Source organism: Cyclobacterium lianum (genome assembly GCF_900143075.1).
GTDB lineage: Bacteria > Bacteroidota > Bacteroidia > Cytophagales > Cyclobacteriaceae > Cyclobacterium > Cyclobacterium lianum.
This window is the reverse complement of the sequence record NZ_FRCY01000011.1, coordinates 20,813-44,480: the sequence shown is the minus strand read 5'-3', so window position 1 is coordinate 44,480 and position 23,668 is coordinate 20,813. Positions and strand designations below refer to the sequence as shown.

Genomic DNA, 23,668 nt, shown 5'->3' with positions numbered 1-23,668 from the left:
TTTTCAGTATAATATTCTTTTTTTAAAACAAATACACTCGTTTTGGCATGTATATTGTTCCTTTTCAAATTGAATACGTAAAAATTAACATTCTTCTGGCAAATGTCCGGGAGAGATAAAATTTTAACGAAAACCATGACTATTATGAAAACCATATTCAATTCAAACCAGGTAAAAGCAATGTGTGGATGGGTACTTTCACTAGGCCTGATCATCCTGACCACTCACGCGGTGGCGCAGGACAAAGAGGGATCTTTGTCTGAGAGCGAGTTGGAAACCATGGAAAATAGAAACATGGATTACCTGATTCAGATCAATGAGATCGTAAAAGATTATCCGGCTTTTTCCTATTCCTACAAAATGGATGGGGGAGAACTGCAAGATGTAGTAGTGACAGGTGTCGATAATGACATGGATCGCAAAAAGCTGGAAGTTGTTTTATTCGATCTTAAAAGTAATCGCAACAAGATGAAAACCACTGCTAACCGTATGGGGGTGTTTTATTCGGTAGATGAAGAGGCCGAATTTGATGAAGGTGAAGAAGCCTTGAAAAATACAGTACTCAACAGTCTCGAATATCCGCAGGAAGCGAAAAACTGGGGGCTGGAAGGGACCATTTTTGTGAAGTTTGTAGTCGATGAGAATGGTTCTATTCCATTTGCTACTACTTCCAGCAATATTGACACTTCTGTAGACATGTATCTGGAAGATCTCGAGCAGCAGGCAATCGAAGCACTGAAGGCTACTTCAGGCGACTGGGAACCTGCAGAGATCGATAATGTACAGGTAGCCTCCTTATCGGTCCTGCCGATCACTTTCGATTTTGAGAAAAATCCTACGCTGCCTGCATTGATCAGGTAAGCGATCACAGGTTAATTATTCCGATAGAAACCGGGCAAAATTTTTGTCCGGTTTTTTTTTATTTCCGGGCGGGCTATATAACCTCCCGGATCACTCACCATCGAATTCAGGTTTACTACGGGAGGAAAGTCCCTTGCAATACTGTGCTTTCCCGATTTAATAAGGATTGAAATTTGCCGGCAGGGTGTCCGGCACGAGGTACCCGGTAGAAGCAAGGTAATAAATGGATGGAGTAATATCTTTCACAGGCGACATGGGATCCCTGTGAAAAAACTTTTTTGATAGCTGAATATTGTTGAACGGTAAGATTTATTCCAATCGGATTGCCTAATTTGTCATTTTTCCGGTATACAATAGAGCTGTATATATTGTAATGAATAATTATATTGCTGTCATTATATATTTACCAAATCAAATAATTCAGAATAACCATGAGAATACCAAAAAAAGAAAATCAGGATTCCGGCAGGCGTTCGTTTCTTAAAAATGCTGCAATAGCCTCGTCCATCCTTATTGTACCCAGGCATGTATTGGGAGGAGTAGGGTATACCGCACCCTCGGATCAATTGAATCTGGCCGCCATAGGAGCCGGGGGAAAGGGCTCCAGTGATATCAAGAATGCATCTGTCAATGGCAGAGAGCGTGTCGTTGCCCTCTGTGACGTGGATTTTTCGGGTTCAGCCTCGCGTTCGGTCGAAAACTTCCCCAATGCCAAAAAGTATCATGACTACCGCGAAATGTTGGATAAGGAAAAGGACATCGATGCCGTGACCATTTCTACCCCTGATCATGTGCATGGCCCTGCTGCCGCATATGCCATGGAGCGGGGTAAACATGTGTATGTACAGAAACCCATGACCCACAATATTCGCGAAGCCAGAAAGCTCACTGAAATGGCCAGAGCGAACAAGATCGTTAGCCAGATGGGAAATCAGGGAGGTTCCAATCCCCTGCTGGACATGGTACAAAACTGGATCGATGACGACAAGATTGGCAAGGTTTCCAAAGTTCAGGTTTGGACAAACAGACCGGTTTGGCCGCAGGGAATACCCTTTCCCGAGCCCGAACCATCTAAAAAGCCGGAAGACCTGCACTGGGATCTCTGGTTAGGCCCCTCAGCATACATTCCCTATACGCCAAATCTGCACCCCTTCAACTGGAGAGGTTGGTGGGATTATGGTACCGGTGCTCTGGGCGATGTAGGATGCCACCTGATCGATATTCCCTTCAGGACCCTGGGATTGATGTATCCGACAGACGCAGAGTGTAGTGTAGCTTCTATCTACACAGACATGTGGACCGCAGATTACTATCCCAAGGGATGTCCGCCGGCTTCATTCATCACCCTACATTTTGACGCAACCTCAAAGAGCAAGTCGCCGATCGAGATGACCTGGAGTGATGGGGGCATCAGGCCTTCACACCCTGATATTATTCCCGCAGATGACGATATAGGAGGACGAAACAGCGCAAACGGAGTTTTGATAATCGGAGAAAAGGGCATCATTTCTACCAATATCAATGACAGTTCTCCACTGATGCCCAAACTCTACCTAAACGACGGTACCACCGAATTTGGTCCGGAAGTGGAAGAGAATGAAGAGCCCGAATACGGACACCAGAGAAAATGGGTGGATGCCTGCAAAGCTGGGTTTAATAGCAAGGAGCACAAGGCACTCACTTCATCCTTCGATTATGCTGGCCCGATGACTGAAACCGTATTGATGGGTAACCTGGCCATACGCAGCTATATGCTGAGAAGAGAAAACAGCAGGGGCCAGGCTGAGTTCTTTGGCCGCAAGAAACTCCTTTGGGATGGGGAAAACATGCGCATCACCAATCTGGAAGAAGCCAACCAATTTGTAGGAAGAGAATACAGAGATGGATTTAAGGTGTAAAGCTGTCTGAAAGGCAAAAAAAAACTCCACAGGTATTGGCTTGTGGAGTTTTTTTTTGGGTTTGCCGGTCAGAAAAGTCTCCCTCGGTGTAGGGAATATTTGCCAAAATGGCGCGACCAGATTATGTCGGGTGTGTAAACATCATCCTGGTAGTTGTTGCGGGATATCTAACCCTCAGAAGCACCGCTCAGACAAAATTGGGATCGGGATGCTGGAACGGAGCCCGGTAGGGTCTCCTCAAAAGTGCTGTTGCCTCAGGATCGTTCCGGACAATCCTTTTTTCCGGATCGTAGGCCAATGGCCGCCCCAGTCCCATGGAAATATTGGCCAGTATACAGCTTGCGGTGGATATATGCCCCTCTTGAATATCGGCAACCGGCCGTCCGCCCTGTTCGATAGCCTTTAAAAAATCCCTCATGTGATCTCTGGTGGCAGGAGCGGCATGCAATTCAATGTCCTTTTCGTTCAGGTCTTCCGGATACTTTTCACGCTCGTACACCACATCGCCGCGGATCGGCTCCCCGCCACCCTGCGGGATAAATTCATACTTCATGACGGAGGCCATAAGTGTACCTTTGTCTCCATAGATCTTATACGCCCAGGGATATTCCGGATCCTGGGGAGTGCCCCAGGAGCGATGGGTCCAGACACAATCCATGTCATCATAATGGAATGTCGCTGTTTGGGTGTCGGCAATGGTCGATTTGCCTCCCTTCTGTACATAGATGCCCCCGGTGGCAAAAATGCTCTTGGGCCAGCCCAGCCCCAGCGTCCATCTTACGGCATCAAACATGTGAACACACATATCACCGGTAATACCGTTACTGTATTCCATCATGGTGCGCCACCACCTTCTGTGTGGAAGTCCGTCAAAAGGACGCATCGGACCTGGGCCTACCCATAGATCATAATCAAAAAAATCAGGAACCGGCCGCACTTCTGGTGTGCCATTGGCTCTCATGTGGTAATAACAGCACATTTCGGCATGGGATACTTTTCCAAGCAGGCCTTTGTCGACGATATTTTTTTTAGCCTCTACCAGGTGTGGAGTACTTCTTCTCTGCGTGCCAATCTGCACCACTTTGTTGTGTTTTCTGGCGGCCGCCAGGATAGCTTCACCCTCGATCACATCTACACTGATAGGTTTTTGTAAATACACGTGCGCACCAGCCTGAATGGAATCTATGGCCTGAAGCGCATGCCAGTGATCCGGGCTTCCCACCAATACGATGTCCAGTTTATGGGCATCCAGCATCTGCCTGTAGTGATTGTATGTCTTCGGTGTATTGCCGGAGCTTTGGCGCTGACTCACCAGACTGGCGGCCTCCTCCAGCAACCGCTGGTCGGGATCTGCCAATGCCACCACCTCCACCTCTGCTACCTGAATCAGCCGGAACAGGTCACTTTTTCCATACCAGCCTGTTCCTATCAGGCCTACCTGATAGGCTGCCTTTCTGTCTTTTCTTTCCATGGCCTGTACGCCTACACTGCTAAGGGCCATCAATGCGGTACCACCTTTAATAAATTTTCTTCTGTCAATTTTGATAGGGCTCATTGAAATTTCTCGTTTAACTATTTTAAGCAGTCAATATATAAAAATTATCCCTCAGGTTTAACCATTTTAGTTTGAATAATCATTTTTACCCGCATTTCCTTTTAAAGGGCAAATACTTGTGGTATTTTTCAGAAATACCAGGTCTGCTGCTAAACAGTATCCACCTATCCGGGTAAATACCAGTTGTGATCCAAAAAAGGGAAGATCTTTCCTGCATCATATTTAGGCACGAAGGGGCCGAGTTTCATTTCTTTATCAGGTAGAAATTGAATAGGATGAAAAAAAAGTCTGATGGCTGTGACATAGGGAGGGGAATTTGTAGGGCTGACCTATTCCCTGTCCGTTGCAATACTGCTTTGTCTCTCACAAGGCATGCACTTCTTCTGTTGCTGATGTCAACATTTGCACCCTTGCTGTGCCCTGCCCAGGAAAGTAATGATTTTGACAAGATGGTCCCCTGGATCATGCATACCATCGACAATAGCTCACTGGGTTCGGATGGTTCAAAGTTGGCGGATGTGGATGGAGACGGAAAGCAGGATGTGGTGGTAGGCTGGGAAGAAGGTGCTGTGGCCAGACTATATTTTCAGCCGGAGGATCCAGGAGATCCCTGGCCATTTGTGGAGGTAAAAGCCCCTGATGTGGAGGATGCTTTTGCTGTGGACCTGGACGGAGATGGTTTTCAGGACCTGATTACCCTTTCTGAGGGCAAATACCAAAGGATACAGGTACACTGGTCACCAAAGGATTCCAGCCTTTTGTATCAAAGTGAGGCTTGGGAATCTGCTGATATTCCAGCTACGGTAGGAAAAACAAAGTGGATGTTTGGAAGAGCAATGGATGTGGACGGGAAAAATGGTGTCGACCTGATCGCGGGATCCAAAGATCCGAATGGAACCATAGGCTGGCTGGCGTCGCCGGAGGATGCCAGGGATTTGTCTGCCTGGGAGTACCGGGAAATCTCCGCAGCGGGCTGGATCATGTCGATTGAATTGGTGGACATGAACCATGATGGACTGACAGATATGCTCATCACAGACCGCTATGGTGCATTGAGAGGGCTCAGGTGGCTGGAAAATCCGGGGCCGGAGTTTGCAGAAAACCAGTGGCAAAATCACTTTATCGGCTTACAGCATGGAGAACCCATGTTTATGGGAATTCATGGATATCACCATGAGAAGCCCCCTTCAATTGTGGTGCCGGACCTGGTAAATGGCTGGGTTCACTTTACTGCAGAGGGAGGCAAATGGCAGGAGGAGCAGATGGCCTTCCCCCCCGGGACCGGATCAAGAGGTAAATCTGCAGTCGTTGCCGATATTGATCAGGATGGGAGATTGGATCTGCTGGCCTCCTTTGAAGGTGCATTGGGAAAATCAGGGCTGATTGCAGTCCTCGATTTTAAGGCTACCACCCAAAGGGTGTTGAATATAAGCGGTCCGGAGGGAGTAAAGTATGATTTCCTTACCTTGCTGGACATGGATCAGGATGGCGATTTGGATATTCTGACGTCGGAAGAAACTGCCGGCGATGGTAGCAAACGGGGATTGGGAGTCATCTGGTATGAAAACCCGTTGAAATAAGGTAATGGCCGGTGGTGTTTTTTTTGACGGATAGATGGGCCCGAATCTGCTTTTTTCGAGTAGTAAAATAAAGCATTTGAAGCGCAAAATTTTGAAAGAATGATAAAAGAAGTTTACCTGGTAGCCAGTGGTGATTTGAGGTTAGCTGCCAACCAAACATGTTGGCAGGCGCAGGCAGATATGGAAAAAGGCTTGCAGCAGGTCCTGCATCGTCTGGGTGTGAAGGTCCGGCGGGCCCATCCTTTTGATGCGGAGAAAGGGCATGGCTTTATCGATTCCCAAAAAATGGGCATGCAGGTGTTCAGAGACCTGGATCCCCATAAGCCACTCATCGTCGCAGAAAGCGTTTGGCAATACTCCCACCATGTATTGGCAGGTCTATGCACCCACAAGGGTCCCATACTTACCCTGGCCAACTGGAATGGGCAATGGCCCGGCCTGGTCGGAATGCTCAATCTCAACGGTTCTCTGACCAAAGCAGGGGTAAGCTATTCTACGCTTTGGAGCAAGGATTTTTCAGATGATTTTTTTCTCCAGGGGCTGCAGGAATGGTTGGGTTCAGGCAGAGTCACCCATGATCTCAGCCATGTGCGGGATTTTGAACCCGATGCTGCGCCGGGTAATGCGGTGGAAGCAGGGGAGAGTTTTTCCCGGACATTTAAGAAAGAAAAAGCCATCATGGGGGTTTTTGATGAAGGCTGTATGGGCATGTTTAATGCCATTATCCCGGATCACCTGCTTCATCCTACGGGTATCTTCAAGGAAAGGCTTAGCCAGTCGGCCCTTTATGCAGCCATGAGAACAGTGGAAGACGCAGAGGCTGAAAGGGTCCTGCAATGGCTGCTGGATAAGGGCATGACTTTCCAATGGGGTAGTGATCCTGAATCCGAGCTTACCAGAGAACAATCCCTGGAACAATGTAAAATGTATCTGGCTGCACTCCGACTGGCAGATGATTTTGGCTGCGATACCATCGGAATACAGTACCAGCAGGGCCTGAAGGATCTGGCCGTAGCCAGTGACCTGGCCGAAGGCCTGCTGAACAATACCGACCGGCCACCGGCATTCACCGCTGATGGCAGGGAAATCTTTTCCGGCAAAGCACTGCCCCATTTCAATGAGGTGGATGAATGCGCCGGCCTGGATAGCCTGATTACTTATCGCCTCTGGGAAAAGCTGGGCTATACCGGTGACAATACCCTCCATGACCTCAGGTACGGGGAGGAGTTTACCATAGATGGAAAGCAGGTATTTGTCTGGGTTTTTCTGATTTCCGGGGCGGCCCCTCCCTCGCATTTCACAGACGGATATGCAGGTGCGAGGAGTGAGCGACAGCCACCCATGTATTTTCGACTGGGGGGAGGTAGCCTGAAGGGGGTGAGTAGACCGGGACACATTGTCTGGAGCAGGGTGTATATCATGAATGATCAGTTGCACTGCGACCTTGGCCTGGGGAAAGTAGCGTCCCTTCCCCCTGAAGAAACGCAGAGAAGATGGGAAATGACCACCCCGCAGTGGCCAATCATGCATGGAATACTTGAAGGAGTGAGCCGCGATCAAATGATGGCCCGTCACAAAGCCAATCACATCCAGGTGGTCTATGTACCGGATCGGGAGAGGGGCCTGGAGGCTTGTTACGCCAAAGCCGCCGCGATGAATGAACTGGGTATCAAAACTGCCTTATGTGGTATTTAAAACCAGGGTGGGCAAGTTATATGCCCGTATCCAGTGATCAACCCCCCATAGAATAAATGTCAATTGGCCCGGGCTCCTGAACACCCAATCCAGGCTGAATGCTGAAGCATAAATAATAAATTCATGATGACCAATAAATTACATTTGTCTACACTGGGCATTGCCCTGCTGCTGCTTTTTGGCTCCTGTGGAGGGGCTGAAAAAAAGGTGGCCGAAAATGATGGACTGGAAACAGCCGCTGACAGGGTAGAAAAAACCGAGCTGCCTCCAAAAGCCGAGGTCGGCGAAGGGGCTTTGGTCCGGGCCGAACTGATCTATCCATTGGAAAATCGCCCCACCCCACAGGTACACGCATCCACCCTGGTGGAAACCTCAAACGGAATCGTCGCTGCTTTCTTTGCCGGAACACACGAGAGGAACCCCGATGTGGGTATCCGGGTCAGCCACCTCGAAAATGGCAAATGGACCCGACCGGAGGAAGTAGTCAATGGTGTCCAAAATGACAGCCTGCGTTATCCCTGCTGGAATCCGGTTTTGTTTCAGCCGGCAGATGGGCCGTTAATGCTGTTTTACAAAGTCGGGCCTAACCCCCGCGAGTGGTGGGGGATGTTGATTACTTCTACAGATGGAGGCAAGAGCTGGTCTGCACCGCAAAAACTTGGAGAAGATCCCGCAATCGGGGCACTGATAGGACCGGTAAAAAACAAGCCTGTGCAGCTGGAAGATGGTACCATCATTGCACCCTCCAGCATTGAAATTGAGCAGGATGGAGAAACCTTTTGGAAAGTTCATTTCGAAATCAGCAGAGACCAGGGCCGTACCTGGCAGGTGGTGGGCCCCATCAACGATGGGGTAGCATTTGATGCCATTCAGCCAAGTATTCTGATTCACGATAATGGAGATTTGCAGGTGCTGTGCCGCACCCGGCAGGGTGTGATCGCAGAAAGCTGGTCTTCTGACCAGGGTCAGACCTGGTCGGAGATGCAGGCTACATCCCTGCCCAACCCCAATTCGGGTACCGATGCTGTCAGCCTGCAGGATGGCCGGCATCTTCTGGTCTATAACCACAGCACCAAAGAGGGAGAGGAACCCAATGGGCGAAACATTCTCAATCTGGCCATTTCTGCAGATGGCAAAACCTGGGAGCCCTTTATGACGCTGGAAAATGAACCCAATAAGGCAGGGTACAGCTACCCGGCCATCATTCAGAGTGAAGATGGCATGGTGCACATCTCTTATACCTATGACCGCGAAACGGTAAAATACGTGGTGATCAATCCCTCCGATATATAGAAGGAGCCTGAAAACGAATTTTATGCTTATTTACCGGTAAAATTTTTAATTACACAAGTATTTTAAAAAATGCCAATTGATTTGAAGATGAATCCGCTGAAGGGAGTTATTCCTCCCATGGCTACCTTGCTCAGCGATGCCAATACACTTGATTTGCAGGGTACCACCAAGCTCATTGATCACTTAATGCATGGAGGAGTACATGGTTTATTTGTATTGGGTACAACGGGTGAGTGTACCAATATCGCCTATCCGATGAGAAAGGAATTGATTGAATTTGCCTGCAGGCAGGTGGCAGGTCGTATTCCTGTACTGGTAGGGATCACAGATACCTCCCCGGCTGAGAGCCTTTCTCTGGCCCGTGTTGCCGCCGATGCAGGTGCGGATGCTGTGGTAGCTGCCCCTCCCTATTATTTTGGATTGGGTGAAAGAGAGCTGATCTCCTACTTTGGCAGACTGGCGGACCAATTGCCCTTGCCGCTATACCTTTACAATATGCCTTCCCATACCAAAACCAGCCTCACAGGGGCAGCCGTTCTGGAGCTTTCCTCCCACCCCAATATTCTGGGCTTAAAAGATAGTTCGGGTAATGCAGTGTATTTCAATGGTATGCTCTATGCATTTAAGGATCGACCTGATTTTACCCTTCTGGTAGGTCCGGAGGAGATGATGGCCTCAGCCGTGCTGATGGGTGGACATGGCGGCGTCAGTGGAGGAGCCAATATGTTTCCAAGACTGTATGTGGACCTCTATACCGCCGCTACACAGGGAAACCTGCAGGAAGTGGCCCGCCTGCAACAAATGGTGATGGAAATAGCGGCTGAGATCTATGCCTTGGGAAGCTACGGCTCCAGTTTCCTGAAGGGGTTAAAAGCATCGATGGCAGTCCTGGGATTGGGAAACGGGCGCCTTTCCCCTCCTCTGGAAGCCTTTGACGCGCAGAACATGAAACAAATAGAAAATAGATTAAAAGGATTGAAAGCATACCAGACCTATGCCTGAAAAAGTCAGGTCCGAAAACCCTAACCTATGGAATTACCTCTTATTGATTTAATTGTTTTTTTGGTTTACATGTTGGCCATTGTGATATTCGGGGCTTCTTTTTATTACAAAAAGCGATCTTCCTCAGATTTTATCACCGGTGGGGGAAGGCTTCCCTCCTGGGCCATCGGGATGTCTATATTTGCCACCTTTGTCAGCAGTATCAGTTTTCTGGCCCTGCCTGGAAATGCCTATCTCTCCAACTGGAATGGCTTCGTATTCAGCCTGTCCATTCCCATAGCAGCCATTTTGGCCGTCAGGTTTTTTGTTCCGCTTTACAGGGGGATCAAGAGCCCATCTGCCTATTATTATCTGGAAACCAGATTTGGTGGCTGGGCACGTACCTATGCATCGGTCTGTTACCTGCTCACACAACTGGCCAGGATGGGGGCCATCATGTATCTGCTGGCCCTCCCCATGAACGTCATGTTTGGCTGGAGCATTCCCGTAATCATCATCGTTACGGGCATCAGCGTGTTGATTTATTCCATTATGGGCGGATTTGCAGCGGTGATCTGGACCGATGCAATACAGGGGATCATCCTGATATCGGGCGCACTGGCCTGCCTGGGTATCATCTTTTTTTCCATGCCGGAAGGTCCCGGACAGGTGTTTACCATTGCGGCAGCGCACGACAAGTTTAGCCTGGGAAGCTTCGGACTGAGTCTTTCTGAAGCTACATTCTGGGTGATTCTCATTTACGGTTTGTTTATCAACCTTCAAAATTTTGGTATAGATCAGAATTATGTGCAGCGATATCTCAGCGCCAGGACGGATGCCGAAGCGGTGAAGTCTACCTTACTGGGAAGCCTGCTATACGTGCCGGTTTCCCTGTTGTTTTTCTTTATCGGTACGGCTTTATTTGCCTATTACCAGGCCATGCCGGAATTATTGCCCGAGGCATACCGGGAGGGGGAGCAGGCAGATAAGGTGTTTCCTTATTTCATCGTCAGTGGTTTGCCTGTCGGCATGACAGGTTTATTGATCGCATCCATTTTTGCCGCAGGCATGAGTACCATTTCTACCAGCATCAACAGTTCCGCCACCATCATTTTGACAGACCACTACAAGAAGTACATTACACCGGAAGTCAAAGAGAGTTCCGAGATGAAAATCCTGGTCATTGCTTCTTTGGTGATGGGATTGCTGAGTATCACCGTGGCCATTGCGTTTAACGGGGTAGAAAGTGCACTGGATGCCTGGTGGGCCTTGTCTGCCATATTCAGCGGAGGGATACTTGGATTGTTTCTGCTTGGATTTATTGGCAAAAACATCCGGCGTAGTTATGCCGCCATAGGAGTATTGCTAGGTGTTCTGGTCATCGGATGGATGAGCCTTTCGCCGGTGGTATTTGAAGAGGGGGCTGCTTTCAGGAGTACCTTCCATGCCAACCTGACGATCGTTTTTGGGACCCTGGTCATTTTCCTGACAGGCTTTTTATTGTCTGCCTGGGCCAACCGAAAATAAGCAGTTCAGTTGGAATTGGAAAAGCTTTCTTTCTTCTTGATACCCCTGGAGGAATAAATCAGCATGCTGATAATGATCAGCAGCACAAAAAGAACAGCATATTCAAACTGCAGCCAGATATCTGAGCGTGCTTTGATCCTGTAGCTCAGGTTGGTGAGTTTTTCTCCCTCCCGAAGCTGTATTTTTGAAAGTTCGCTGAGGTCATAAAACACCCGTTCAAAATCATTGTTAAATTTTTCCACACTGCTTTGGTAGTTCCTTTCAGACTCTTCCAGTCCGGTAAAATAGCTTTGGATTTCCAATTTGTCCCGTACCAGGCTCTTAAATTCCTGCAGGTATTCTGCCTCCTTTTCCGTGAGATGGGTTTGCTCGAAGTCGGCGATGATGTTTAATATCTGGTCGTGGTAGTCCATTACCTGACCCCGGATGGAAAGATACTGGTCAAGTGATTCTGTATTCGCAACCAGCAAGCGCATGCGGAAAAGTAGCTCTGAAATATGAAAAATGTAGTCCTGTACTACCAGCCGGTCCTCATATACGGTCACAAAGGAAGCTTCCAATTCATCTACATTGCTTTTATCAACCAGACTCTTTGCAAAAATCAAAAACAAAACCAATGTGAGGGCAATGGCAATCTTAATTTTGAATGCTTTGAATTTTGTGTCGTTCATCCTTTCTGTTTTTTTAATCGATTAGCGCCCTAATAATCCGGTAAGGCACAAGCGCATTCTTTGGCAAACGCTCCCCAGGAACTGATTTACGTTTCTGACAAAGGAAAAGATTCGCTTTCATTTCCGCTTTATAAAGTAAGATAATTTTCACCAATTTACCAATCCGGTTCCGGGATATTATTTGGCCATTACCCGGCTGCAGGCAGAGTAAACGTAAAGGTACTCCCTTTGCCGGGTTCGCTGGATACCTTGATGTCTCCACCGTTTTTGAGGATAAAATCACGGCTAAGTTGCAGGCCAAGTCCGGTACCTTTTTCGCCGGAGGTGCCGTAGCGCTGTTTTCCTTTAAAGACCGGCTGGAAAAGTTTGGAAAGGGTCTGTCTATCCATGCCTATGCCATTGTCCTGGATAGAAATTTCCCAGTGAGTATCTCCTGATTTCTGGCTTTTCACAATTATTTCTCCGCCGCGGTTGGTAAACTTCAGGGCGTTGTTGAGCAGGTTCCTGACGATCAGGTTACACTGCTCTTTGTCTGCGAGACAGTTGGTCTCCGGATCCAGTTGGTCAAGGACCTGAATCTGTTTGATTTCGGAGACTGGCTTATACAGGTTGATGTTTTCCTGCAGGATTTTGTTCACAGAGACCTTTTCGGCTTCTGTGACGATTCCTTTCATCTGGTTTTTTGCCCAGTGAAGCAGGTTGATCAGCGTAAAATGAACATGCTCCACTTCATTTCTCAATTGGGCAGAAACCAGCAAAAACTCTTCCTGGCTAAGTTTTTCATCAACGGCATATTGCATCAGCCCCTTTAAACTATTGATAGGGCTTTTGAGATCATGGCCGACGATGCTGAACAGCTTGTCCTTTGTTTTATTGACTTCTATCAACTGTCTGGCAACCTGTTCGGTTTCTTTCTTCTGGTGAAGGATTTTTTTGTTTAAAGATTCCAGTTTGTCTTTCTGCCGGGTCAGCAGATTCCTGGCTTTGGTCTGGTACCTGACAGACTTTAAGGCAATAAAAAATGCGATCAGCAATATGACCAGTATAATACTGAAGCCGATACGAAGCCGTCGCTCCATCAATTTCTCATTTTCCAGTTCCTTTTCCCGTTGCTCCTGCCGCAAAGCTGCTTCCTTTTTATCAAATTCATATTTTGCAGCCATTTCCCGGATTTGTCTTTCAGACTCCAGGTTCCGGAGGCTGTCCCTGTAGGAAGTGTGTTGTTTGAAATGGTATAAGGCAGCGCGGTTGTTTCCTTGTTTTTCATAAATCTGGTGAAGCAAGTCGTGTCCTTTCTCCAGGTTAGTTTTGATGTCACTTTCCAGAGCGAGGTCCAGGCTCCGCTGCACCGACCGTTTTGCTTCAGAGAGGTTTTCCTGCCTGACCAGTGCTTCACCGATGCCCAGCAGGTCACTGCTGATCGCTGCGATATCGTCCACGTTGCTGTCCAGCTCCAGAGCCGCTTCAAAATGATACAGGGCTCCTTCAAGGTCCTCTTGTTGCAGCAGGATATCGCCGAGGTTGAAATGACTCACGGCGATCAGTTGGCCGTTTTCGATCGTTTCACCAATTTCGAGGGTGGTAGTATAGCTGGCTAGCGCTTCGTCCAATTTGCCCTTTTTCTTGTAGATGAGGCCAATATTGGCCAGGGAGGAAGCCATACCGAGTTTGTTGTTTGCTCTTTTTCTGATGTCAAGCGCCCGGTTGTGGAAGTTCAGGGCTTGGTCGAAGTCACCCATATCTGAAAAAACCAGACCGAGGTTACTTAAGGTTTTACTTTGTTCGTATTCAGACAGGTGTTTTTCTTTGATTTCCAGGGCCTTTAAATAGAGAGTCACAGCCTCCTGATAATTGCCTCTGTCATAATGGTTCAGGCCCATGCTGTTATAGATATTCGCCATGCCCAGCCAATATTGATTTTCCCCGGCCAGATTCAGGCCTTCTTCAAAATAATTCATCGCCTGCGCATATTGCCCCCGTATGTTGTGGAAAGCGCCGATATTTCGGTAGGCATCAACGATACCGTCCTGATAGCCGGCTTTTTCACTGGCCTGCAGACTTTTCATGCCTAGCAGAAAGGTGCTGTCCGGGTCCAGGTTGTAATATAATTCTCCCAGTCTGTTCAGCGCATCAATATAGGGCTTGTCCGGAGAAAAATTTTCTTTATCTTCAAAATCCCGGACCCGGGATAGTAGCGATTCGATTTCAGCCCTTTGGGCAAGAGAAAAACCAGAAATCAGCACCAGAATCAACAGCACTGAAGCAGAAAAAAACTTTCTGAAATCTAAAAACACTTTCAAGTTTTTGTGTTATTTTTTAATTACGCTAATATTTTTTATCACAAAAATGATGTAATTCTGACAGTATATTTAAATTTTTAAATGTTTCTTCACTATTATATATATCTGCCAAAAACATAAACCTATCATTTAAATAATATAGCAAAATTAAACCTTGATCAGAAATTTTTTTAGCACTTAATAAAATATAAAAAAGAATAAATTTTAAACAACAGGTGTTCGGATCGGCTAATTTATTCATTTTGATTTGACCTGCAGCCTGATTGGACAAAAAAATAAAAATGGAAATACTTTTCCGTTAGCCGATTTCCGTTGCAGATGGTCCGGCACCAGGTATACTGCTGTGGAATCCGTTTATCTCCGGATCTGAAGTAGATTGGAAAAAGAATAGCGGTTTAGTGCGGCGGGTATGGAGGATCCATAGGAAATCTCCCTCCGCCTACTGACAAAATGAAATGGTTGTTTAGATGCTTGTATTTTTATTTTTAGCTTTATGGCCCGAATTTGAACAAGTAAAGCAATGAAAAATATAAACCCCAGCAGCACTGCAGCATGGAAAGCGCTGGATGAAGCTTCCAAAACTTCCACCTCTATCAGTAATTTATTTGAATCCGACCCGGGTCGGTTTGACAAATACCATATAAGGTTTAAGGATATTTTACTGGACTACTCTAAAAACAGGATTGACGAGAAGATCTTCCGGTCCCTTATAGATCTGGCAGACCAGACGGAACTTAAAGCAGCAATCAGTGCCATGTTTGAAGGAAAGCTGATCAACGGTACGGAAAACCGGGCTGTTTTACACACCGCCCTGAGAAACAGGTCCAACACTCCGGTATACGTAGATGGCAAGGATGTGATGCCGGAGGTAAACAGGGTCTTGGAAAAAATGCGGATTTTTTCAGAAAAGGTAGCGAAGGGGGTGTGGAAAGGTTACACCGGAAAACCCATCAGGTCGCTGGTGAACATAGGAATCGGTGGGAGTGATCTGGGACCGGTGATGGTCACTGAAGCGCTAAAACCTTACCAGCATCCTCATCTTAAAACCTACTTTGTGTCCAACGTGGATGGTTCGCATATTACTGAGGTGCTGAAGCAGGTGAATCCAGAAACTACCCTGTTTTTTATTGCCTCAAAAACATTTACCACCCAGGAAACCATGACCAACGCCCACACGGCCAGAGATTGGTTTCTGGAAAATGCACACGACAAGAACGAAGTCGCCAAGCATTTTGTGGCGCTGTCTACCAATGGCAATGCGGTGCGGGAATTTGGTATTGATCTGAACAATATGTTTGAATTCTGGGACTGGGTAGGGGGCAGGTACTCCCTATGGTCTGCCATAGGTCTTACCATTGCCTGCGCGGTAGGCTACGATAACTTTCGCAAGCTGCTGGAAGGTGCCCATGCGATGGATACCCACTTCAGAGAGGCCCCATTTGACAAGAATCTGCCCGTCCTGCTTGCGCTCATAGGCATCTGGAACACCAATTTTCTGGGAGCTGCGTCAGAAACCATTCTGCCTTATGACCAATACATGCACCGTTTTCCGGCGTATTTTCAGCAAGGGAATATGGAAAGCAATGGGAAGTGCATTGACCGGGAAGGCAATCGGGTGAGCTATGCTACCGGACCGGTGATTTGGGGCGAACCCGGCACCAATGGCCAACATGCATTCTATCAATTGATTCATCAGGGTACCCAATTGGTTCCCTGCGATTTTATCGCTCCGGCCCAGACGCATAATCCGGTAGGTGATCACCATGTCAAACTGATGTCCAATTTCTTTGCACAGACTGAGGCCCTCATGAATGGCAAGTCACTGGAAATGGTAAAAGAAGAAATGAGAAAAGAGGGTAAGTCTCCTGAAATCATTGATAAAATTGCTCCGCACCGGGTATTTGAAGGCAATAAACCTACCAATTCTATCCTGGTGAAAAAGATCAATCCCTCCACATTGGGAGCGCTGATTGCCATGTATGAACACAAGATATTCGTTCAGGGTGCCATCTGGAATATTTACAGTTTTGACCAGTGGGGAGTGGAACTGGGTAAGGTGCTGGCCAAGACCATTCTGCCGGAACTGGAAGCTCCGGAAAAGGTGTCCGGACATGACAGCTCCACCAATGGACTGATCAATGCGTTTAAAGAGTTCCGGCAGGATTGATCTGAATATCCGCACAGGGGCGGTGATGAGCTCAGGTGATTTTGTTCAGACTGATAGGTTTCTGTCTGGAGCATTTAAACCGGTATAGCTCTCCTCCGGGTCGGTTCTTTTGGTGTTTCGTCTGCCGGTTTTGCACCCGTTTTCGCCACCTTTTAAAAGCACTTTCTTTCATTTCCCTGCGCATCAATTTAATTACTTCCTTTTCCGGCATTCCAAATTGGCGGAAGATGGCATCGAATGTAGTCCGGTCTTCCCAGGCCATCTCAATTATCCTGTCTATTTCTCGTTCGGTCAACTTCTTTAGTAAAGCCATATGCCTTAAACTTTTAACTTCCCGAATGGTTTGAATGGGATGAAAAGGATCAATCCGAGTCGGAAAGAATCCTTGCAAAACATACCATGCCCAATCGGTGGGCCTGATTTACCAGCGGTTTAGCTGTTCAATGATATAGGACAGTTCCTCCTCCTTCAATGCCGGATGCAGCGGCAGGCTGAGTGTTTCATGGTGAATCCTTTCTGAGAGGGGTAGTGATTTTTTCGGGAAAGACTTTTGGTATACCGGCTGCTGGTGGGGAGGAACAGGATAATGTATGGCCGCTTCTATCCCGAATTTGTCCAGATATTGAATCAGCGCTTGCCTTTTGCTGGAAAGGATCGTAAATAAATGCCAGGTATGATGGAAGGCCTGAGACGCTTCAGGGGGCATAGGCATTCTTATTTCAGGATGCCGGATTTCGCTTAGGTAGCGCATGGCCATATCGTTTCTTTTTGCATTGTCTTCATCCAGGAAAGGAAGTTTTACACGCAATACGGCGGCCTGAATTTCATCCATTTTGGAGTTTGTACCTATATGGTGGTACCAGTACCTGGTGGGACTTCCATAGTTGGCCAGGGATCTGCAGATCGATGCCAGCTCCTCATTATCTGTGGTAATTGCTCCGGCGCCCCCCATGGCGCCGAGGTTTTTGGAGGGGTAAAAGCTATGGGCGGCTGCATCGCCCAGGCTTCCACTTCTCTTCTCCAGGTACCGGCTGCCCACCGCCTGTGCATTGTCTTCGATCAACAGGATGTCATTGGCCTTCAAAAGGTTGTGGATCTGTTCCTGGTAGGCGTTACGTCCGTATAGGTGAACCATTATCATGGCTTTGGTTTTCGGGCTGATGGCAGGGGCCAGGGTTCTTGTCTTCGGCAGGAAAGTAGAGAGGCAGGGCTCCAGAGGTACAGGTACCAATCCCCTGTTGATAACGGCAAGGAAGGTAGCAAAAAAGGTGTTGGCAGGGACCAGTACTTCATCGCCATTCTTAAGAAGCCCCATTTCTATGTATCCCTGCAAGATGACTTCCAGGGCATTGGTACCATTACCCAGTCCGATGCAATATTTGGTTCCTATGTATGCTGCGAATTCTTTTTCAAAACCATCGGTTTGTTCACCGTTCAGGTATCGGCCACTTTGCACCACCTCCTGTATGGTCTGGCTGAGCAGGGGTTCAAACCGCCGGTTTATCGCTTTCAGATCCAGAAAATGAATATAATTTTTGGCAGGCATTAGATGATTGTAAGCGTTGAGGCCGTAAATTAGGCAAGCATCCTGCATTCCGGCAAGCACATTTCTAAACAAATAAAATTCAAAAGACTTTCCGATGGGTTCGGGATTTCTTAAAAATATTCCCTGATCCCTGCCAGAAGTAGGATCCAGACTTCATTTCTTCTGAATGAACATTTCTATGGTCGTCTCATCCCGGATCTGATAGGGAGCTCCTAAAAGCAAGAGCCTGCCGTCATGCGTGACCTGGAGTCCGGCAGCTGCTTTAAAATTGACCGTTTCACTGGTTTCAAAAACCTTTCTGGAAATTTTAACAATAGCTGGATGGGCAGCATCAGGATTCAGATGAAAAAGCTCAGCTACCTGCTTTCCGTCCGGTGCCTGAGCGGTTCCTGCCACATACAGTTGTCCCCGGGCGTCGGTAAACAAATTCAGGTTCTGATAGGATAGCCAGTGAGGATCAATCCAGTTTTCACGGTCTTGCTGACCCATTTCAAAGCTTATGTGCAGCCGAAACTCTGCCTGCCCGCCGTAAAATTGCTGCCGGGGGCAGGTGTACATATCCAGCACCTTGCTGTCCCAATTGGCTACCAGCAGCCACATTTTGTCCTGATGCGCCGTCAGCCCTACCGCACCGGCGGTGACCTGCTCAGGCGCTCCTTTTCTCTCCACCCTGGCCAGGGGAGACTGCCAGGGGGCTTCGTTTTTCAGATCATAGACCATTATCCTTGACAGGTCTCTTTTGTGATTGTCTTCTATGCCCACGGCCAAATAATGATCGTAAACCTGAAATCCCCCGGCATGCCGCAGGGGAGAGGGCAATAAAGTATCTATGGCGATAATGGTCCGCTCGTCCAGTTTGGCAGTTGCCATATAACTGTATCCGGCCGAACTGCCGCTCAGGTACAGGGTGTTTTTTTCATATAGCTGAATGCCCTGCAGGTGCCCTCCTTCCTGGTCAAAGGTTATACTGTTTTTGAGGGTGATTGTCTCAGGAGAGGAAGGTAAAGCCTCGAACGCCTGTTTAAAATCAGCAGGCCTTGCTGTACCGGCATCTTGTGCGGGACTGATAATGGGGCGCAGCAGCATGATCCAGAACAAAAATAAGGCAGGGATTTTCATGGTAGCAGAGATTGACTGTCGAAAAGTAAGGCTAGCTTCCGGAATATGCAACTGGCAATTAAGAGATTTTCCAGGACAGGATTGAATTCCGCACTGCCTTTTCGGTCAGAACCAATTTATTTTTGCAGGATAGCAATCTGCCCAACTCCTTATGTGCGTAAATGTGTCCATGGAAACAAACAGAAAAATACAGAAGGTACAGCGGGGCAGACTGCAGAAAGGACGACGAGACTTTCTTAGCCGGGCAGGTTCAATATCGGTCATGTCCATTTTTGGGACAGCATTTTTTACCGGATGTACAGACGAGGAAGACATGCTACCGGATGATGGTCAGAACGATAGCGGAAACGGTATTCTGGTCAGCAACCAACAAGTTACCATCGATCTGGCCAGGAATGAAGCCTTGCGGGATTCGGGTGGCTGGATGTTGATCAGGGAAGCACAGTTGCTTGTAGTGAATCTGGAAGGTCAGTACAATGCCCTTTCTTCGGTCTGTACACATTCTCAGTGCGACCGCAACTGGACTTTCGGCAATCAGGTGTTTACCTGTACCTGCCATGGGTCCAGATTTGACACGCAGGGTAAGGTAATCAATGGTCCGGCTACCAGGCCACTGAAGACCTATTCCCTGTCTCAGGCAGAAGGAAATTTAATCATCGACTTGTCATGAGTTGGAAAAGAAAATGGTTGATACCCCTGATCTACCTGCTGGTGGTAAGCAGGGCCGGTGCTCAGGAGTTCAAAACGACTGCGGGGGAAGTAGAATTTCTGTCTCAGGCAGCACTTAATGAATTTACCGGAAAGTCGGACAAACTACATGGATTGATCGATTTTGAGCAGAACCTGCTGGACTTTTACATCGACCTGAATAGTCTAAGGACGGGTATCGGACTGAGAGACAGGCATATGCGCGACAATTATCTGGAGACCGATCAATATCCTTTTGCTGAGTTTACAGGTAAGTTGAGCGAAAAAGTAAATCTGGAGCAAAACCAGTCCATGGAGGTAATGGCAGACGGGATATTTAAAATACACGGACAGGAAAAGGAAATGGAAGTACGGGGTACCCTTACGCAGGTGGGCAGAAACGAAGTTTTGCTGGAGGCCACTTTTGAGGTGAAACTGGGAGATTTTGATATTGCCATACCTCAGGTGATGTTTTACGAATTGTCGGAAATCCAGAAAGTGAAAATAAACGCCAGATTGACCAGATAGATGATGGAAAAAATAAGAAATTATTACCTGGATAAATGTGTGCTGCTTTTCATGGGAATCCTCATGTTTGATGGGATGGCCATGGCGCAGTTGGAGCGGAAACTGCTGGACCCGGATGCGGAAGTGGAGTTGATCTTTCATGCTCCGCGGCAGATCAACCTGCTCACTGTAGAACCTCTGGAAGAAAAAACGCTGCATTTTGCCATCATGCATACCTTTGGGCCGGTGAGTGGCGGCATTCGCAACCTGTATGGGCTGGACAATGGTGCCAATATTCAATTTAGCTTCGAGTATGCCTTTGACGCGAATTTCTCATTGGGAGCTTCCAGGTCAGGCAGGGATAAATTTTACAATTTGTATGGCCGGTATCATTTGTTGAAGCAGACAAAAACCGGATCCATGCCCTTTTCCCTGTCGATGGTGGCTGCTGCGGGGGTGAACACGTCTGATTACACCTTTCTACAGGAGGAGGCCCCGGATTTTCGGGAACGGAGCAGTTATGCGGTTCAATTGCTGCTGGCCAGAAAATTTTCCAACAGAGTCAGTGTGCAATTAAGTCCATCACTGGTTTATTTTCAAGCGCCCCACCCTGCATACCTGATCGAGGGTGACCAGCAGCTTTACCTGGCTTTGGGTTTTTCCGGAAAATACAAGCTTACAGGCAAAAGCTCGCTGACATTACAGTGGATCCCCAATCTGAACAATGATCTGAGGAGCAATGTAGGTGTTGGTATTGATATTGAAGCTGGGGGACATGTTTTCCAGATGTATTTTGTGACCTCTCCGGCGCTGAATGAACAGTACCTGCTGGCCGGTGGAAATGGAGTACCGGGTGAAGCTTTTCGGTTGGGGTTCAATGTCAACCGCATCTTTGGTACCAGATCCAGGTAATCTCATGCAAATTGGCTGTTCAACCGGTGCAGTCAGACGTCGGGAGCACAAGCTGTGGAGATGCTCAAAGCCAGCTAATGCACCACTACGTTTTCGAGCTGCGTAGCATGGGCCACCTTCTCGATCAGGTTACTTTTCCAGTCTATAAGCAAGCTGACTATTTTTATTCCTTGCTGTTTCACGGGCCCTTCCAGCAGCGGGTGTTGATAGATGGTTTGGGCCAGATTTCGCGAGTGGACCAAAGCCAGCTTCCGGGCTTTTTCCCTCCGGGATGCGCATTGATTGATCTGATAATAATGATCGATATACAGGTCAAAAAGGTATTCTTCGGCATAGCAACTGAGTCCCTTTTCGTGGTTGATGATCCGGTTTTTAAAGGGGCAGTTCAGGTCCTGCACCATCAGGATCTGATCGATGCGACCCTGCATCAGGAAATCCGCCACCTGCTCCACAAACCGGACTTCATCAAACCTGAATACGCTTCCCAGCGCTGTCAGGAAAAAATGGTCGGTGCCAAACTTTTGTTGTAGAAATGCTTCCAGGTGATTCGCCGGACAAACCAAATATAGATTCTTCTGCATGGAAATTAATTTTTGTTCGCAGCGAAATTAGACCCCTTATTTCATAAATGAAAATTTATAATTCTTATTTGAAGCATAAATTAAATTAATAATTAAGCCAATTGCATGGGGAAGTGTTGGATAGCTGTATGTGTCAAATGTGCGGGAATGAACTAGTATTTGATATACCACTCAAATTTCTTTTTGATGATAGCGGGTGCTTCCATTCTGATATAGTTCAAAAAGGCCTTTGTGACCGGATTGTGGTTTTTGCCCTTCATCCATACCAGTTGCCACATGGTAGACAGCGGCAAGCCCTCAATGGGGTAAATTTTCAGATCCCCGTTATTCAATTCATTTTTGATACCAATCAAAGGCATGATGGAAAACCCCAGGCCCGCGATCACGGCTTGTTTTACCGCTTCATTGGAGGTGAGTTCCAGTTTCTTGGATATGGTCCAGTGGTTTTGTTCTACAAAGGCTTCCATCATCTGCCGGGTACCGGAGCCTTTTTCCCGATAGATCCAGTTGAGTTCGTTCAGCTGATCTGAAAGCGGTCTGGTCTCATCATAGCGGGCGTTTGCACTTCCCACCAGGTACAGTTTGTTGGGCATCAGATCAATGTGCTCCAGTTGCAGTTTCTCCGGCAAAATGGAAACCATAGAAAAGTCCACTTCATTGTCTGCCAGACTGTCGATCACGCGCAACTTGTTGGTGACATCCATCAGCAGCTCGATGCCCTGATGGCGTCGCAGGAAGTCTGAGAGAAAATAGGGCATGACATACTTGGCAGTAGATACAATAGTGATCTTCAGCCTGCCCGCCAGTTGCCCCTTGTACTGGAGCGTCTTCTGGTTGATGGCGTTGACCTGGTTGATGATCTCTTCTGCTGCCTGTGCGATTTCCTTACCAAATTCGGTAATATAGATTTTTCTTCCCACCACTTCGGTAAGCGGAATGTCGAATTGATCCTGAAAATTTTTGAGTTGAATAGAAATGGCCGGCTGAGTCAGGTGGAGTGCCTCGGCCGTTTTGGTGACACTTTGCGTCTGGGCGACTTTCAGGAACACCTGAAGCTGGTTAAGTGTATAATGCATTGCTAATGATGGCTAGACTTGAATATTAAATTTCGTTAATATAAAAATCTTTTTTCAAGTCTTTGGCAGGATGTGCGCTAAACCGATATCAATTTAAAATGGCAATTGCTGCTCTGCTGCTGGTTGGAAATTTTCATTTTGAGGTGGTAAAATGCCTCCAGGAGGCCGGCATTTTCGAATTCACCTGCATCAATGGCCTTGAATCCCGCCAGTTCAATCCATTTTTTTACTTTTTGCTTGTGTTCGTTGTCATCTCCGCAATAGTAGGTCTCCTGAATGATCCCGAGAGGATCTGAGCTGGGATAATCCAGCCCCAGATTGTTGAAGGCTTTGAACAGGTGGCTGCCTTCGAGGTGTTTTTTGATCGCCAGGGTATTGGAGGCTATTCCGGCAGTGAAGGCTCCGTTGGTACAATCTACGATCACCTTGTTCTGATTTTGCAGTAGCCCGCAGATGGTCTCCAGGCATTCGTTTTCACAACAGATAAAAATGACATCCGATTTTTCGATCGCTTCCTCGTAAGGCAGCACTTTGTCCATGAGCTTGTTGTAAATCTTCCACTCAATGTCGGTAATCTCAAAATCAGGTTTGACACCAAAAATCACATTGATACCCCTTCCCATGTACCGGTTTCCCAGGGTTCTGGCCAGCTTGCTTTCACCCAAAATCACAAGGTCCCTCATCTTCCTATCTTTTGTCCAAAAATCTGCCA

The 23,668-nt window shown here is 47.5% G+C and carries 20 protein-coding genes; 11 read left to right on the top strand and 9 right to left on the bottom strand.

The features are described 5' to 3' along the window. The first annotated feature begins 144 nt into the window (after positions 1-144). Together BUB19_RS16605 and BUB19_RS16595 are read left to right on the top strand one after the other, a co-directional pair. Positions 145-861, top strand: coding sequence for an energy transducer TonB (locus BUB19_RS16605; protein WP_073095841.1), 717 nt, complete (start codon positions 145-147; stop codon positions 859-861). Positions 862-1,292: 431 nt separating this feature from the next. Then, entirely contained in the window at positions 1,293-2,759 is a 1,467-nt protein-coding gene (locus tag BUB19_RS16595; protein ID WP_073095837.1) for a Gfo/Idh/MocA family protein, read from the top strand. Between the two features lie 187 nt (positions 2,760-2,946). On the opposite strand, the gene BUB19_RS16590 is transcribed toward BUB19_RS16595, so the two are convergent. Beyond that, positions 2,947-4,314, bottom strand: coding sequence for a Gfo/Idh/MocA family protein (locus BUB19_RS16590; protein ID WP_073095835.1), 1,368 nt, complete (start codon positions 4,312-4,314; stop codon positions 2,947-2,949). A gap of 392 nt (positions 4,315-4,706) precedes the next feature. On the opposite strand from BUB19_RS16590, the gene BUB19_RS16585 reads away from it, so the two are divergent. From BUB19_RS16585 to BUB19_RS16565, 5 genes are all read left to right on the top strand, one after another. Beyond that, positions 4,707-5,894 carry an FG-GAP repeat domain-containing protein gene (locus BUB19_RS16585; RefSeq protein ID WP_073095833.1) on the top strand — a complete coding sequence of 396 codons (1,188 nt, stop codon included), beginning with the start codon at positions 4,707-4,709 and terminating at the stop codon, positions 5,892-5,894. Positions 5,895-5,993: 99 nt separating this feature from the next. Then, the gene (locus tag BUB19_RS16580; RefSeq protein WP_073095831.1) at positions 5,994-7,589 is read left to right on the top strand and encodes a fucose isomerase; all 1,596 of its coding nucleotides are present in this window, start codon (positions 5,994-5,996) and stop codon (positions 7,587-7,589) included. Between the two features lie 123 nt (positions 7,590-7,712). Continuing rightward, the gene (locus BUB19_RS16575; RefSeq protein WP_245802881.1) at positions 7,713-8,882 is read left to right on the top strand and encodes a sialidase family protein; all 1,170 of its coding nucleotides are present in this window, start codon (positions 7,713-7,715) and stop codon (positions 8,880-8,882) included. 87 nt (positions 8,883-8,969) lie between these two features. Then, entirely contained in the window at positions 8,970-9,884 is a 915-nt protein-coding gene (locus BUB19_RS16570) for a dihydrodipicolinate synthase family protein (RefSeq protein WP_245802880.1), read from the top strand. Positions 9,885-9,911: 27 nt separating this feature from the next. Next, complete coding sequence (locus tag BUB19_RS16565) at positions 9,912-11,390, top strand: sodium:solute symporter family protein (protein ID WP_073095827.1); 1,479 nt, start codon at positions 9,912-9,914, stop codon at positions 11,388-11,390. A 5-nt stretch (positions 11,391-11,395) separates the two neighbouring features. On the opposite strand, the gene BUB19_RS16560 is transcribed toward BUB19_RS16565, so the two are convergent. Further along, a complete protein-coding gene (locus BUB19_RS16560) occupies positions 11,396-12,061 on the bottom strand; it encodes an MCP four helix bundle domain-containing protein (protein ID WP_073095825.1) in 666 nt (221 codons plus the stop codon). Between the two features lie 188 nt (positions 12,062-12,249). Further along, entirely contained in the window at positions 12,250-14,355 is a 2,106-nt protein-coding gene (locus tag BUB19_RS16555) for a tetratricopeptide repeat-containing sensor histidine kinase (protein WP_245802886.1), read from the bottom strand. A 526-nt stretch (positions 14,356-14,881) separates the two neighbouring features. Between BUB19_RS16555 and pgi the strand changes: the two genes are divergently transcribed. After that, complete coding sequence (pgi, locus tag BUB19_RS16545; protein WP_073095819.1) at positions 14,882-16,528, top strand: glucose-6-phosphate isomerase; 1,647 nt, start codon at positions 14,882-14,884, stop codon at positions 16,526-16,528. 31 nt (positions 16,529-16,559) lie between these two features. Here pgi and BUB19_RS16540 read toward each other — a convergent pair whose 3' ends face one another. From BUB19_RS16540 to BUB19_RS16530, 3 genes are all read right to left on the bottom strand, one after another. Then, a complete protein-coding gene (locus tag BUB19_RS16540; protein WP_178371517.1) occupies positions 16,560-16,841 on the bottom strand; it encodes a TIGR03643 family protein in 282 nt (93 codons plus the stop codon). Positions 16,842-16,949: 108 nt separating this feature from the next. Next, complete coding sequence (locus BUB19_RS16535; RefSeq protein WP_073095817.1) at positions 16,950-18,074, bottom strand: DegT/DnrJ/EryC1/StrS family aminotransferase; 1,125 nt, start codon at positions 18,072-18,074, stop codon at positions 16,950-16,952. A 153-nt stretch (positions 18,075-18,227) separates the two neighbouring features. After that, a complete protein-coding gene (locus BUB19_RS16530; RefSeq protein WP_073095815.1) occupies positions 18,228-19,193 on the bottom strand; it encodes a hypothetical protein in 966 nt (321 codons plus the stop codon). Positions 19,194-19,362: 169 nt separating this feature from the next. On the opposite strand from BUB19_RS16530, the gene BUB19_RS16525 reads away from it, so the two are divergent. Genes BUB19_RS16525 through BUB19_RS16515 form a run of 3 tightly spaced genes read left to right on the top strand, consistent with a single transcriptional unit; the run spans position 19,363 to position 21,299 of the window. Further along, positions 19,363-19,863, top strand: a complete 501-nt coding sequence (locus tag BUB19_RS16525) for a QcrA and Rieske domain-containing protein (RefSeq protein WP_073096018.1) — start codon at positions 19,363-19,365, stop codon at positions 19,861-19,863. Next, entirely contained in the window at positions 19,860-20,408 is a 549-nt protein-coding gene (locus BUB19_RS16520) for a YceI family protein (protein ID WP_073095813.1), read from the top strand. The genes BUB19_RS16525 and BUB19_RS16520 overlap by 4 nt, the downstream gene beginning before the upstream one ends. Continuing rightward, positions 20,409-21,299: a DUF5777 family beta-barrel protein gene (locus BUB19_RS16515; protein ID WP_245802879.1), complete on the top strand. Its 891-nt coding sequence runs from the start codon at positions 20,409-20,411 to the stop codon at positions 21,297-21,299. Between the two features lie 74 nt (positions 21,300-21,373). On the opposite strand, the gene BUB19_RS16510 is transcribed toward BUB19_RS16515, so the two are convergent. The 3 genes from BUB19_RS16510 to BUB19_RS16500 form a co-directional block, all read right to left on the bottom strand. Further along, complete coding sequence (locus tag BUB19_RS16510; protein WP_073095811.1) at positions 21,374-21,880, bottom strand: hypothetical protein; 507 nt, start codon at positions 21,878-21,880, stop codon at positions 21,374-21,376. A 152-nt stretch (positions 21,881-22,032) separates the two neighbouring features. Then, complete coding sequence (locus tag BUB19_RS16505; protein WP_073095809.1) at positions 22,033-22,956, bottom strand: LysR family transcriptional regulator; 924 nt, start codon at positions 22,954-22,956, stop codon at positions 22,033-22,035. Between the two features lie 77 nt (positions 22,957-23,033). After that, positions 23,034-23,639 carry an NADPH-dependent F420 reductase gene (locus tag BUB19_RS16500; RefSeq protein WP_073095807.1) on the bottom strand — a complete coding sequence of 202 codons (606 nt, stop codon included), beginning with the start codon at positions 23,637-23,639 and terminating at the stop codon, positions 23,034-23,036. Between the last annotated feature and the right edge of the window lie 29 nt (positions 23,640-23,668).